The organism is Shinella oryzae, assembly GCF_023038235.1.
Taxonomy (GTDB): domain Bacteria; phylum Pseudomonadota; class Alphaproteobacteria; order Rhizobiales; family Rhizobiaceae; genus Shinella; species Shinella sumterensis.
In genome coordinates this window covers 2,184,186-2,198,201 of the sequence record NZ_CP081987.1, presented here as the reverse complement: position 1 = coordinate 2,198,201, position 14,016 = coordinate 2,184,186, and the positions used below count along the sequence as shown (strand labels likewise).

General features: G+C 63.7%; 13 protein-coding genes. 8 read left to right on the top strand and 5 right to left on the bottom strand.

The features are described 5' to 3' along the window. Nucleotides 1-27: 27 nt before the first annotated feature. On the bottom strand, nt 28-840 hold the full coding sequence (locus K6301_RS10790) for a TIM barrel protein (RefSeq protein WP_247216822.1): 813 nt from the start codon (nt 838-840) through the stop codon (nt 28-30). 191 nt (nt 841-1,031) lie between these two features. On the opposite strand from K6301_RS10790, the gene K6301_RS10785 reads away from it, so the two are divergent. Further along, a complete protein-coding gene (locus K6301_RS10785; RefSeq protein WP_134646820.1) occupies nt 1,032-1,262 on the top strand; it encodes a hypothetical protein in 231 nt (76 codons plus the stop codon). Here K6301_RS10785 and K6301_RS10780 read toward each other — a convergent pair. Beyond that, complete coding sequence (locus K6301_RS10780) at nt 1,259-1,747, bottom strand: hypothetical protein (protein WP_247216820.1); 489 nt, start codon at nt 1,745-1,747, stop codon at nt 1,259-1,261. The genes K6301_RS10785 and K6301_RS10780 overlap by 4 nt on opposite strands. A 22-nt stretch (nt 1,748-1,769) precedes the next feature. Beyond that, entirely contained in the window at nt 1,770-2,777 is a 1,008-nt protein-coding gene (locus K6301_RS10775; protein ID WP_247216817.1) for a LysR family transcriptional regulator, read from the bottom strand. Between the two features lie 254 nt (nt 2,778-3,031). Between K6301_RS10775 and chvE the strand changes: the two genes are divergently transcribed. The 7 genes from chvE to K6301_RS10740 all read left to right on the top strand — a co-directional run bounded on the left by chvE (nt 3,032) and on the right by K6301_RS10740 (nt 12,192). Then, nucleotides 3,032-4,105, top strand: a complete 1,074-nt coding sequence (gene chvE / locus K6301_RS10770) for a multiple monosaccharide ABC transporter substrate-binding protein (protein WP_247216814.1) — start codon at nt 3,032-3,034, stop codon at nt 4,103-4,105. Nucleotides 4,106-4,222: 117 nt separating this feature from the next. Then, entirely contained in the window at nt 4,223-5,758 is a 1,536-nt protein-coding gene (gene mmsA, locus K6301_RS10765; RefSeq protein WP_247216812.1) for a multiple monosaccharide ABC transporter ATP-binding protein, read from the top strand. Further along, the gene (gene mmsB, locus K6301_RS10760; protein WP_134646830.1) at nt 5,758-6,966 is read left to right on the top strand and encodes a multiple monosaccharide ABC transporter permease; all 1,209 of its coding nucleotides are present in this window, start codon (nt 5,758-5,760) and stop codon (nt 6,964-6,966) included. Before mmsA ends, mmsB begins: the two co-directional genes overlap by 1 nt. A gap of 129 nt (nt 6,967-7,095) precedes the next feature. Continuing rightward, nucleotides 7,096-8,091 carry an AraD1 family protein gene (gene araD1 / locus K6301_RS10755; protein WP_247216809.1) on the top strand — a complete coding sequence of 332 codons (996 nt, stop codon included), beginning with the start codon at nt 7,096-7,098 and terminating at the stop codon, nt 8,089-8,091. A 24-nt stretch (nt 8,092-8,115) separates the two neighbouring features. Next, the gene (locus K6301_RS10750) at nt 8,116-9,549 is read left to right on the top strand and encodes an aldehyde dehydrogenase family protein (RefSeq protein WP_247216806.1); all 1,434 of its coding nucleotides are present in this window, start codon (nt 8,116-8,118) and stop codon (nt 9,547-9,549) included. A 48-nt stretch (nt 9,550-9,597) separates the two neighbouring features. After that, nucleotides 9,598-11,337, top strand: coding sequence for an L-arabinonate dehydratase (araD, locus tag K6301_RS10745; protein WP_160869838.1), 1,740 nt, complete (start codon nt 9,598-9,600; stop codon nt 11,335-11,337). A 201-nt stretch (nt 11,338-11,538) separates the two neighbouring features. Next, nucleotides 11,539-12,192: a hypothetical protein gene (locus K6301_RS10740; RefSeq protein ID WP_247216803.1), complete on the top strand. Its 654-nt coding sequence runs from the start codon at nt 11,539-11,541 to the stop codon at nt 12,190-12,192. A gap of 37 nt (nt 12,193-12,229) precedes the next feature. Here K6301_RS10740 and K6301_RS10735 read toward each other — a convergent pair whose 3' ends face one another. Continuing rightward, nucleotides 12,230-13,051 carry a transglutaminase family protein gene (locus K6301_RS10735; RefSeq protein WP_247216802.1) on the bottom strand — a complete coding sequence of 274 codons (822 nt, stop codon included), beginning with the start codon at nt 13,049-13,051 and terminating at the stop codon, nt 12,230-12,232. Nucleotides 13,052-13,071: 20 nt separating this feature from the next. Further along, nucleotides 13,072-14,013 (bottom strand): alpha-E domain-containing protein, encoded by a 942-nt coding sequence (locus K6301_RS10730; RefSeq protein ID WP_134646842.1) that lies wholly within the window; start codon nt 14,011-14,013, stop codon nt 13,072-13,074. Between the last annotated feature and the right edge of the window lie 3 nt (nt 14,014-14,016).

Below are 14,016 nucleotides of genomic sequence, written 5' to 3'. Positions count from 1 at the left end.
GCGGGACGTGTGGTCCGCTTGGTGCGGTCAGACGGTTTCGCAAAGGAACGCCATGCTCCGGGCGATGGCGGCCTGCGGGTCGGGGAGGTCATGGACGGCGGGTGCGAAGGGTTCGAAGGACAGCGGGCCTGCATAGCCGGCGGCAGCCAGCGCCTTGATCTGCTCGATATTGCCCAGCCTGTCGCCGGGGCCGACCAGCACCCGGTGGCCGTCGCGCATGTCGCCGATGGAAATGCCGCTGTCCTCGACGCCCGAGATGTGGACGAGGCCCGTCAGGTCCGCAAAGAGCGCAGGCTCACCGGCAAGGTGATGATGGAACGTGTCGTGCACAAGGCGGAACGTACCGGCCCCGCCAACGGATCGGATCGCCTCTGCGGCTTCCCGCTTCGAGCGAAGCGAGCAGGTTTCGAAGCCGAGCGGTTCGACGAGCCCGACGATGCCGGCCTCATCCAGCAGCGGTTTGAGTGCCGTCAGGGCCGCGCGCAGGTTGGTCTGTCGTTCGCCGTCGGCTTGTCCGGTGCCGTCGTTCGTCGGCACGAGCACTAGCGCCTGCGCGCCGCAGGCGGCGGCGTAGTCGATGAGCGAACGCGCTTCGGCCGCACGCTCGGGCGACCATTCGTTGAAGCGTTGCAGGGCGTTGATGGAGACAATGGTGACGCCGTGACGATGCGCCGCCGCCTTCACATCGGCGGGCGTCGTGCCGTCGAGAATGGCGTTGCCCGGAAGATCGTTGCGGATTTCGACCGCCGCGATCCCGAGGCCGGCCGCCAGGGCGAAGAAGGCATCGAGCGGCAGGGTCGGCGCGGTCATGTGGTTGAGGGCAAAGGTCAGCTGCGGCATGAATGGTTTTCCTCCGGTCCTTGCGACCGCCGAGCGGCGGTCTCGCATGCACGCACGATGATCGACAGTTCAGGAGGGGGCGTCAAAGCCGATTGTTGCGACGCTGCCTTTGGGTCGCAGGCGCACGCAAAGCCGGTTTCCTAATGCCGGAAAACCGCCTATGTAGGCGCGAGAGGACCGAGGAGACGTTCATGAAAATCATCGACACCGACCACCCGTTCTACCGTCCGCTATGGCGGCGGCTGCTGCTGGTCGCGGTGTGCGCCGCATGGACGGCCGTGGAATTCTACAACAACGAGCAGACCTGGGGCACGATCTTCCTCGTCGTCACCGCCTATGTCTTCGCCAACCTGATCCTCTTCTTCAAGCCGTCCGCCGCTGCCGAAAAATCGGCAGAAGAGACGGGAGAGACGAAGGGCTAGCGCGACAGGCCGAGGTTCTTTTCCACGTTGATCCGGCGGATCGTTTCGTCGATCAGCATGTTGGCGATCTTCATGCGCAGGGTGGCGTTGGCGCGCATGTCCGGCGGGGCCTGGTCGGGATGGTTCTCGCGTGCGAAACGCCGGCGCAGCCCGACGAGATCATCGACGCTCTCCGTCCCATCGAGCGCCAGATCGTCGGCCACTTCCTCGAGCGTGGTGCGCAGCAGATGCGGCGGTGGCGCCGGGGGCGGGGGAGACGGTGCGGGTTCGGCGGGCTCCGGCGGCGTTGCCTCCTCGTAGAGGTCGAGATAGGCGGCGGCCGCCTGCGAGCCGGAAACGAAGGCGTCGTTGCCGCCGGGACCGGTAAAGCCGCTGGTCAGGCCGCGGATCGTCGGAACGGGCGTAATCGGCTCGGCGTCGTCTTCCGGCTCGGCCTGAAGCGCCTCGGCCTTCAGCCTTTCCAGTACCGATTCGAAAACCGTCATGCCGAGCATCGTGTGTCCTTGCTCATTCCGGTGATAGCGTCTGGCTGCGCTGCCAGATCAGATCGTAGAGCAGTTTGGCGCTGGGGGGCAGCGCCCGCCCTTTGACCGAGATAAGGCTGTAAGGCTTGATGTCAATCTCGAAATCCGTGTTGAGAATGCGGATTTCGCCGGCCTGCGCGCCGACATCGGCGATGAAGGTGGCCATGTCGCGCGCGACGGGGGCAATCGCGTTCGAGCCGTGCACGATGGCGGTCGTGAGCAGGATCGACGAGGTGTTGACGACGGTGGACGGCAACGGCACCCCGGCGGCGATGAACAGCTCCTCGATGCGCCGGCGCAAAAGCGTGCCGGCGGACTGGAAGACCCAGTCGTAATGCGGCAGGTCCGTCAGTTGGACGACTGGCTTCTCCGTCAGCGGGTGCCCCTTGCGCACGATGAGGCAGGCCTTCTCGATGCCGATCTCGGTCACGTCGAACAGGCGCGGATTGAGGTCGTCGGGCACACGGGCGATGATGAAATCCTGTTTTGCATCAAGCAGTTCGCGGGCAAGGACGTTGCTCGTTTCGACGCGCACATTCACCTCGATGCCGGGATAGGCGGCGCTGACCTGCTTTATGGCGGGCACGGCCAGGCTGATGGCGGGCGCCGTCACCGAGCCCAGAAAGACCGAGCCGCCGGTGCCGGATTTCAGCGCCGAAAGCTCGCGGTCGACCTCGCGCAGTTCGAGCAGGATGGCACGGGCACGCCGCGCAAGCGCCCGGCCTGCGGCGGTGAGCGTGACGCCCCGCGCCGCGCGTTCACAAAGCTGTGCCTTGAGAATGGTCTCCATGTCCGTCAGCATGCGGGAGGCGGCAGGTTGCGAGATGTTGAGAACGTCGGCGGCGGCGCTGACCTGCTTGTGCTCCTCGATAGCGAGGATCATGCGCAGGTGGTTGAGCTTGAGGCCGCTGCGCAGCAGACCGACATTCTGCAGGGCATCGGCGCCCTCGTCGGTAAAGCCTGGATCGTCTCTGGTGTCTTCGGAGCGCATCGCGACCGCTTTTCCTAAAAATAATATATATCGGCTTTTATATATCAGTTTTGATATCTCATTAGAAGCTTATTGCATTTGACAGTTATGGCAATTCCGTGGATTTTTTGCGGAATGTGCGCTGGGCTCTGGGGAGGGGGACGGCTGGATGAAGTATCCGCCAGTCTGGACCGCCGTCTGAATGCGGCCCATCGCGCACAGAACAATGCCTGGCTGGAAGTTCGGGCCAGTGCGCAAAAGGGAGAGACCTTTCAATGAAAATGATCACTTCGCTGCTCGCCGCCGCTGCCATGAGCGTCGCGTCGTTCGTGGCGCCGTCCTTTGCCCAGGATAAGGGCATGGTCGGCATCTCCATGCCCACCAAGACGTCCACCCGCTGGATTTCCGACGGCGAGACGATGGAAAAGCTGTTCAAGGAAGCCGGCTACACCCCGGACCTGCAGTTTGCTGACGACGATATCCCGAACCAGCTGGCCCAGATCGAGAACATGGTCACCAAGGGTGCCAAGGTTCTGGTCATCGGCGCCATCGACGGCACGACGCTGTCCGACATCCTCCAGAAGGCTGCCGATGCCGGCGTGAAGGTCATCGCCTATGACCGCCTCATCCGCGATTCGGGCAATGTCAGCTACTACGCCACCTTCGACAACTTCCAGGTCGGTGTTCTCCAGGCTACCAGCCTCGTCGACGGCCTCAAGGCGAAGTTCCCGGACACCAAGCCGTGGAACGTCGAGCTCTTCGGCGGCTCGCCTGATGACAACAACGCCTTCTTCTTCTATGATGGCGCGATGTCGGTTCTCCAGCCGCTGATCGACAAGGGCGACATCGTCATCAAGTCGGGCCAGACCGGCATGGAAACCGTCGGCACGCTGCGTTGGGACGGTGCGGTCGCTCAGGCCCGCATGGAAAACCTGCTGTCCTCGACCTACACCGATGGCCGCGTCGATGGCGTTCTGTCGCCTTATGACGGCCTTTCCATCGGCATCATCTCGGCCCTGAAGGGCGTCGGCTACGGCTCGGGCGACCAGCCGATGGCCATCGTTACCGGCCAGGACGCCGAACTGCCGTCCGTCAAGTCGATCCTCGCCGACGAACAGTATTCGACGGTCTTCAAGGACACGCGCGAACTCGCCAAGGTCACCGTCGGCATGGTCAACGCGATCATGGAAGGCAAGGAGCCGGAAGTGAACGACACCAAGACCTACGACAACGGCGTCAAGGTCGTTCCGTCCTACCTCTTGAAGCCGGTTGCCGTCGACAAGTCCAATGCCGAGAAGATCCTCGTCACGGACTCGGCCTACTACACGGAAGATCAGCTCAAGAACTGATCGTTCTTTTGTTCCCGGAGGTTCGCGCGTCATGCGCGGACCTCTTTTCTCCGGATCGCAGAGCGAATAGGCTCGGTTCCCCCGCCGCCCGGTGGGGATGACCGCTGGAAACTGTATATGAGCAAGACCCTTCTCGAAATGCGTGGCATCACGAAGACGTTCCCGGGCGTGAAAGCGCTCGACAACGTCAACCTGAAGGTCCGCGAAGGCGAGATCCACGCCCTTGTCGGCGAAAACGGCGCCGGCAAATCCACCCTGATGAAAGTGTTGAGCGGCGTCTATCCCGCAGGCTCCTACGACGGGGAAATCCATTTCGACGGCGAAGTGCGCCGTTTCTCCACGATCTCCGACAGCGAGCATCTGGGCATCATCATCATCCACCAGGAGCTGGCGCTCGTGCCGCTGCTCTCGATTGCCGAGAATATCTTCCTCGGCAACGAGGTCGCGACGAACGGCGTCATCGACTGGAAGAAGGCGTTCCGCCGCACACAGGAACTGCTGGACAAGGTCGGCCTCAAGGAATCGCCCGGCACGCTGATCACCGATATCGGTGTGGGCAAGCAGCAGCTTGTCGAGATCGCCAAGGCGCTTTCCAAGAAGGTGCGCCTGCTCATCCTCGACGAGCCGACGGCCTCGCTCAACGAGAAGGACTCCGATGCGCTCCTGAAGCTGCTCATGGAGTTCCGCACACAGGGCATGACCTCGATCATCATTTCGCACAAGCTGAACGAGATCAAGAAGGTCGCCGACCAGATCACCATCCTGCGCGATGGCGGCACGGTCGAGACGCTCGACTGTCATAACGAGGACATTTCCGAAGACCGCATCATCAAGGGCATGGTCGGCCGCGAGATGGAAGACCGTTACCCGCCGCGCGAGCCAAAGATTGGCGAGACGCTGCTGGAGGTGAAGACCTGGAACGTCTTCCACCAGCACCACCGCGACCGGCAATTCCTGCACGATGTGAACTTCACCGTGCGCGCCGGCGAAGTCGTCGGCATTGCCGGCCTCATGGGGGCAGGGCGGACGGAAACGGCGATGAGCCTGTTCGGCCGCAGCTGGGGCCACAAGATCACCGGCGAGGTCACCATGCGCGGCAAGCCGGTCGATGTCAGCACGATCCCCAAGGCCATCGACGCCGGCCTCGCCTATGTGACGGAGGACCGCAAGCATCTCGGTCTCGTGCTGATCGACAACATCATGCACAACACGACGCTCGCCAATCTCGGCGGTGTGTCCAAGGGCACTGTCATCGACAACCACGAGGAGACGAAGGTCGCCTCCGGCTATCGCCAGAAGCTGCGCATCCGCTCGCATTCGATCTATCAGGAAGCGGTCAATCTTTCGGGCGGCAACCAGCAGAAGGTGGTTCTGTCGAAATGGCTGTTCACAAATCCCGAGGTGCTGATCCTCGATGAACCCACGCGCGGCATCGATGTCGGCGCCAAGTTCGAAATCTATACCATCATCAACCAGCTTGCCGCCGAGGGCAAGGGCATCCTGATGATCTCGTCGGAGATGCCGGAACTGCTCGGGACCTGCGATCGCATCTATGTCATGAACGAAGGACGCATCGTGGCCGAGCTTTCCAAGGCGGAAGCAAGCCAGGAATCCATCATGCGCGCCATCATGCGCTCCGGGGAGAAACACTAATGGCCACCGATACAGCGACAAAGACGACCCAGCCTTCGGTGGGGGATTATCTCAGGAAGAACATCCGCGAGTATGGCCTGCTGGTCGCGCTCGTCGTCATCATGATCTTCTTCCAGGTCATCACCAACGGCGTTCTCTTCCGTCCGGTCAACATCACCAACCTCGTCCTGCAGAACTCGTTCATCGTCATCATGGCGCTGGGCATGCTGCTGATCATCGTGGCGGGGCATATCGACCTGTCGGTCGGCTCCATCGTCGCCTTCATCGGCGCGATATCGGCGATCATGCTGGTGAAATGGGGGCTGCCGGCCATCGTCGTGGTGCCGCTCTGCATCCTGGTCGGCGCCGTCATGGGCGCGGCACAGGGCTACTGGGTCGCCTACCAGAAGATCCCGTCCTTCATCGTGACGCTCGCCGGCATGCTGGTCTTCCGAGGCATGACCTACGTCGTGCTCGGCGGCCGCCCCGTCGGTCCGTTCCCGAAGGACTTCCAGATCCTCTCGACGGGTTTCGTGCCGGATTTCCTGTCCTTTACCGATCCCGCGACGAGCCTGATCAAGAACTACTTCGCGCTTGTCATGGTCGTGCTGCTCGTGGCCTACGCCATCTATGCCGGCCTGCGCGAGCGTCGCCTCAATGCGCTGCATGAGACCGAAAACGAGCCCTTCGCCTTCTTCGCCGTGCAGATGCTCATCATCGGTGCCGTGGCGATCTTCCTCGGCTTCCAGCTCGCGACCTATCGCGGCCTGCCGAACGTTCTCGTCGTCATGGGCGTGCTGATCGCCTTCTACACCTTCGTGACGACGCGCACGACGATCGGCCGTCGCGTCTACGCGATGGGCGGCAACGAGAAAGCGGCGAAGCTTTCGGGCATCAACACCGAGCGGCTGACCTTCTACACCTTCGTCAATATGGGCGCGCTTGCCGCACTCGCCGGCATGATCATCGCGGCCCGCCTGAACTCGGCGACGCCGAAGGCCGGCGTCGGCTTCGAGCTCGACGTCATCGCGGCCTGCTTCATCGGCGGCGCCTCGGCGTCGGGCGGCGTGGGCAAGATCACGGGCGCGGTCATCGGCGCGTTCATCATGGGCGTCATGAACAACGGCATGTCGATCATGGGCATCGGCATCGATTACCAGCAGCTCATCAAGGGCCTGGTGCTCCTCGCTGCCGTGTTCTTCGACGTCTACAACAAGAACAAGGGCTGACCGGGAAACCGGTCGGGCCGCACGGATTGCAAGCATGTTTGACCGGCCGCGCCTGCGGCCAGTGCGGTGGCGTGTGTCCGCCGCAGGTGCGAAGCCTTGGCTGATGCCGGCTTGAGGAAGGAAACGGAAATGCTGATTTCGCAGGTATCCAACGCTGACGGTTCGATCACGGTCGTGGCACGCGAAGAGGGCGGCAAGGGCCGCGCGGTCAAGGGTGCTGAGAGCGTCTATGCGCTCGCCATGGAAGCCGCCAATGCGGGCACGTCGCTGAAGGCCGTCATCGACGGCAAGGGCCTCGGCGACGAGGTCGATCTCGAAGCCGCCTATGCCGCGGGCCGCCTGCTGCCGCCGATCACCCATCCGGACGCCGCGCATCTGCATCTCACCGGCACGGGCCTCACCCATCTCGGTTCGGCCGCCACGCGCGATTCCATGCACAAGAAGACCTCCGAAGCCGCCGAGGAATCGCTGACGGATTCGATGAAGATGTTCCGCATGGGGCTTGAGAACGGCAAGCCGAAGCCCGGCGAAAAGGGCGTCCAGCCGGAATGGTTCTACAAGGGCAACGGCACGCAGGCCGTCGCGCCCGGTGCCGCGCTCACCTCGCCGTCCTTCGCGCTCGATGGCGGCGAAGAGCCGGAAATGGCTGGCATCTACGTCATCGCCGCCGATGGCGCGCCGTTCCGCATCGGCTTTGCCGTGTCGAACGAATTCTCCGACCACGTGACGGAGCGCATCAACTATCTCTATCTCGCCCATTCGAAGCTGCGCCAGGCGAGCTTCGGCCCGGAAATCCGCGTCGGCGCGGCACCCGATGACATCAGGGGTTTCTCGCGCATCGTCCGCGTTGGCAAGGTCCTTTGGGAAAAGCCCTTCGTCTCCGGCGAGGCGAACATGTCCCACACCTTCGCCAATCTCGAATACCACCACTTCAAATACGGCCTGTTCCGCGTGCCGGGCGATATCCATGTCCATATGTTCGGCACGGCGACGCTGTCCTTCGGCGACGGCATCCGCACGCAGGAAGGCGACGTGTTCGAGATCGGTGCTGACGGGTTCGGCCTGCCGCTGCGCAATCCGCTTGCCATCGCCAAGGAAGAAGAGATCGAAATCCGCCAGCTCTGAGGCTGGGGACTGGAGGCTGATACCATGACGATCCACCAGAACCTGATTGCCGGCGAATGGGTCGGCGCGGACGGCGTCGAGAATATCAACCCGTCGAACACCGGCGATGTCGTCGGCACCTATGCCCGCGCGTCCGTCGAGGATACCAAGGCGGCTATCGCGGCGGCCAAGGCGGCGTTTCCTGCCTGGTCGCGCTCGGGCATTCTCGAGCGCCACGCCATCCTGCGCAAGGCCGCCGACGAGATCCTTGCCCGAAAGGAGGAGCTTGGCCGTCTCCTGTCGCGCGAGGAGGGCAAGACGCTGGCGGAAGGTATCGGTGAAACGGTGCGCGCCGGCCAGATCTTCGATTTCTTCGCCGGTGAATGTCTGCGCCTGGCCGGCGAGGTGCTGCCGTCGGTGCGTCCGAATATCGGTGTCGAGATCACCCGCGAGCCGGTCGGCGTCGTCGGCATCATAACGCCCTGGAATTTCCCCATCGCCATTCCCGCCTGGAAGATCGCGCCCGCACTCTGCTATGGCAACACGGTCGTCTTCAAGCCGGCCGAACTGGTGCCGGGTTGCTCCTGGGCCATCGTCGATATCCTGGTGCGCGCCGGCCTGCCGAAGGGTGTGCTGAACCTCGTCATGGGCAAGGGCTCGGTCGTCGGCCAAACCATGCTCGACAGCCCCGATGTCAACGCCATCACCTTCACCGGCTCCACCGGAACGGGCAAGCGCGTTGCCGTCGCCTCCGTCGAGCATAACCGCAAGTACCAGCTCGAAATGGGCGGCAAGAACCCCTTCGTCGTGCTTGACGATGCGGACCTCGGCGTCGCCGTCGAAGCCGCCGTCAATTCGGCCTTCTTCTCGACCGGCCAGCGCTGCACGGCGTCCTCGCGCGTCATTGTGACGGAAGGCATCCACGACCGCTTCGTCGCGGCCGTGGGCGAGCGGCTGAAGAGCGTCGTCGTGGACGATGCGCTAAAGGCCGGCACGCATATCGGCCCGGTCGTGGACGAAACGCAACTCAAGCAGGACACCGACTATATCGAGATCGGCCAAAAGGAAGGCGCAAAGCTTGCCTTCGGCGGCGAGCTGCTGAAGCGTGACACGCCCGGTTTCTACCTGGCGCCGGCGCTCTTCACCGAGGCGACGAACGACATGCGCATCTCGCGCGAAGAAATCTTCGGCCCGGTCGCCGCCGTCATCCGCGTCAAGGATTACGAGGAGGCGCTGGCGATTGCCAACGACACGCCGTTCGGTCTCTCCTCGGGCATCGCGACGACCAGCCTCAAGCACGCCACGCATTTCAAGCGCAATGCCGAGGCCGGCATGGTGATGGTCAACCTGCCGACGGCGGGCGTCGATTTCCATGTGCCTTTCGGCGGCCGCAAGGGATCGTCCTTCGGCTCGCGCGAGCAGGGCAAGTACGCCAACGAATTCTACACAACCGTCAAGACCGCCTACACCCTGGCGTGAGACAAAGGCCGTTCGGGCTTCCGGGCGGTCCCTTCGAGGACTGGAAAGATGACGAAGAAAGCGGAATGGCCGCGCAGGCTGCGGTCGCAGGAATGGTACGGCGGCACCAGCCGTGACGTGATCTACCATCGTGGCTGGATGAAGAACCAGGGTTATCCGCACGACCTGTTCGACGGGCGCCCGGTGATCGGCATCCTCAACACGTGGTCGGACATGACGCCGTGCAACGGCCACCTGCGCGAGCTTGCCGAAAAGGTGAAGGCCGGCATCTGGGAGGCCGGCGGCTTCCCGATGGAAGTGCCCGTCTTCTCGGCCTCGGAAAATACCTTCCGCCCCACGGCGATGATGTACCGCAACCTCGCGGCGCTTGCCATCGAGGAAACCATTCGCGGCCAGCCGATGGACGGCTGCGTCCTCATGGTCGGCTGCGACAAGACCACGCCGTCGCTGATCATGGCGGCCGCCTCCGTCGACCTGCCCTCGATCGTCGTCACCGGCGGCCCGATGCTGAACGGTTACTTCCGCGGCGAGCGCGTCGGCTCCGGCACGCATCTGTGGAAGTTCTCCGAGATGGTGAAGGCCGGCGAGATGACGCAGGAGGAGTTCCTCGAGGCCGAGGCTTCGATGAGCCGCTCGTCGGGCACCTGCAACACGATGGGCACGGCCTCCACCATGGCCTCCATGGCCGAGGCGCTCGGCATGGCGCTGTCGGGCAACGCCGCCATTCCCGGTGTCGACAGCCGCCGCAAGGTCATGGCGCAGCTCACCGGCCGGCGCATCGTGCAGATGGTCAAGGACGACCTGAAACCCTCCGACATCATGACCAAGCAGGCCTTCGAGAACGCCATCCGCACCAATGCGGCGATCGGCGGCTCGACCAATGCCGTCATCCACCTGCTCGCCATGGCCGGCCGCGTCGGAATCGATCTGACGCTGGACGATTGGGACCGCTGCGGCCGCGACGTGCCGACGATCGTCAACCTCATGCCGTCGGGCAAGTACCTGATGGAGGAGTTCTTCTATGCCGGCGGCCTGCCGGTCGTGCTGAAGCGCCTCGGCGAAGCGGGCCTCCTGCATAAGGACGCGATCACCGTCTCCGGCGAGACCGTCTGGGACGAGGTGAAGGACGTCGTCAACTGGAACGAGGACGTCATCCTGCCTGCCGAAAAGGCGCTGACGCAGTCGGGCGGCATCGTCGTCGTGCGCGGCAATCTCGCGCCCAAGGGGGCCGTGCTGAAGCCTTCGGCAGCCTCGCCGCACCTTTTGACGCATCGCGGCCGCGCCGTAGTGTTCGAGGATATCGACGACTACAAGGCCAAGATCAACGACGACAATCTCGATATCGACGAGACCTGCGTCATGGTCATGAAGAACTGCGGCCCCAAGGGCTACCCGGGCATGGCCGAGGTCGGCAATATGGGCCTTCCGCCGAAAGTTCTGAAGAAGGGCATCACCGACATGGTGCGCATCTCGGACGCCCGCATGTCCGGCACCGCCTATGGCACCGTCGTCCTGCACACCTCGCCGGAAGCCGCCGTCGGCGGTCCGCTGGCAGTGGTCAGGAACGGCGACATGATCGAGCTCGACGTGCCGAACCGCCGCCTGCATCTCGACATTTCCGATGAAGAGCTGGCGCGCCGCCTTGCGGAGTGGACGCCGAACCACGAGCTGCCGACGTCGGGTTATGCCTGGCTGCACCAGCAGCACGTGCAGGGTGCCGATACCGGTGCTGACCTCGATTTCCTCAAGGGCTGCCGCGGCAGCGCGGTGGGCAAGGACAGCCACTAAAACGTTTGCGGGCGCGGTTCTGTGAACCGCGCCCGTTTTGTGTCATTTCGATACAGTTCGGGTGACGCCTCGGCCCGCTGGCAACAATTTTTTTCCCCTCGTCAATTTTTTATACAGCCGCACGGAACCGGCGAGCCGGGATCTTCTTTCAACTTACGATACCGGTCCAATTCCGGCCCGGTCGCTGAAGGGAGGTTCCCCATGTTTGAAAGATCACAAGGCGTATCGATCCCCAGAATAACGGGTGTATTGCTGGCCGCGGCGGTTCTCGCCGTTCCGGTTCATGCACTCGCCCAGCAGAAAAGCCGTAGCGGCGGACTGGGCGTTGGCGTCGGCGTCAGCGTCGGCGGTCTGAATGCCGGTGTCGGTGCGAAGGTTGGCGGTAGCGGAGGGCTTGCAAACGTTGGTGTCAATGCCAGCGTCGGCGGCTCCAACGGTATCAATGCACGCTCGAACACAACGGTCGGCGGCTCGCGCGGACTGGCGGATTCCCGCACGACCGCATCGATCGGCGGCCGTAACGGCGTGAATGCCGGCGTGAATGCGAACGTCGGCGGTTCGAACGGCCTGCGTGCCAATGTCGGCGCCAATGTCGGCGGGCGCGGATTGGTCGATGCGAATGTCGATGTCGGCATCGGCGGCGGCACGGGTACCAACCCGGGCACGGGCGTGAACCCTGGCAATCCGGGTGGCGGCGTGTCGAGCGGCCGGGACCGCGACGTCGTGCGGCAGTTCTCGCAGATGTCGCGCGGCGAACGCATGCAGCTCATCAAGCGCTGCCGCAGCGTCAACAGCAGCGGTTACGATGCGAGCCTCGTGTCGCTCTGTCGTCTGCTGGAAACGGCATCCCGCTGATATGAATGGCGTGGCGGCCGTTTGGGGCCGCCACGCCTCAACTCTGGCTTTGCGACTGGCTCTGGCCGGCCGTCTCCACGCGGATCGCGACGTTCATCGTCTCCGCGGCATGGCCCACCACCATGCCGGAAACGGGTGCGGCGTCCTTGTAGTCGAGGCCCGTCGACAGGCGCACATAGCGGTCGTCCGGGCAGATCTTGTTCGCCGCATCGAACCCCACCCAGCCGAGGCCCTGCAGATGCACCTCCGCCCAGGCGTGGCTCGCCGTCTGCGCCGGCTCGTCCATGAGGAGGTAGCCTGAGACATAGCGCGCCGGCAGGCCGAGGTAGCGTGCAGCGGAGAGGAAGATATGGGCGTGGTCCTGGCAGACGCCCTGCTTCTTCTCCAGCGCCTGTTCGGCCGTCGTGTCCGGTGCGGTCTCACCCGGCCGGTAGGCCACCGCCGCGTGCAGCTTCGCCATCAGGTCGTGCATGCGCGAAAGCTCGCTGTCGCCGGCAGACGACTTGGCCAGCTCACGGACCAGCTTGCCGGGCTTGGTGAGCGGCGTCTCGCGCAGGTAGAGCCAGAGCGGCACGAAGCCCTGATGCGGGCCGAAGACGCCGGCCCGGTCTTCTGTCTCCACCTCGCCTTCGGCGACGATGCGGATCGTCACCTGCTCGGCCTCGGTGCTCACGAGATCGACATGGTTGCCGAAGTGGTCGGTGTAGCCTGCCTCCAGATGGGCGCCATGCACGGTGGTCTTCCAGTCCCGCACCGTCTGGCCCGGATGGTTCCTGGGCGTCAGCCGCAGCCTTTGCAGCGAATATTGCACGGGGTCGGCGTAATGATACTCGGTCGTGTGGCTGATCTTCAGTCGCATCCTTTGTCCTCGTCCAGCCACTAGCGATAGAAACGGTAGCCTTCGGAGATCTCTTCCCCGAGGCGGTTGTTGTGCACGATGAATTCCTCGATGAATTCGTGCAGGCCCTGTTCCATGATGTCTTCCATGGCGCGGCTGCGCAGCAGCATCATGGTCGACGACGCCGTGTCATGGGCGGCATGGTTCTCGCCGTAGAGCTTGGCGAGGTAGCCGAGATTGGTGACGATCTTGTCGTAGCTATAGGCCAGCGAGCGCGGCATGCGGTCGTTGAGGATCAGGAAATCCGCGATATTGGCCGGCGAGTAGTCGCCGTCATAGACCCAGCTGTAGGAGCGGTGCGCCGAGACAGAGCGCAGGATGGATTCCCATTGCTTGTTGTCGAGCGATGAACCGACCTTGGCGATGGCCGGCAGCAGCACGTAGTACTTGACGTCGAGGATACGCGCGGTGTTGTCCGCCCGCTCGATGAAGGTGCCGATGCGCGAGAAGTTGTAGATGTCGTCGCGCAGCATGGTGCCGTGGAACGCGCCGCGGATGAGGCCGGTCCGGCGTTTGATCACGTCGATGATCTCGGGCATGTCGGCCGGCTTCGCGCGCCTGGACAGGAGCTGCTTGAGCTCGATCCAGCACTCGTTGGTCGCTTCCCAGGTCTCCCGGGTCAGCGCGGTGCGCACCATGCGGGCATTGTTGCGCGCCGAATCGATGCACGACATCACGCTCGAGGGATTGGCGCGGTCGCGCAGCAGGAAGTCGATCGCATCCGCGCTTGTCAGCGTGGCGTGCACGGCGTCGAAATCTTCTCGCACGCCGGCGCTTTGCAGCACGCCGTCCCAGTCCTCGTCGGAGGAGCCGGAGCGCGTGAGCGCCATGCGCAGGCCCGCGTCGATGAGGCGGGCAATGTTCTCAGCCCGCTCGATATAGCGGAACATCCAGTATAGGCCGTTTGCAGTGCGTCCCAGCATCGG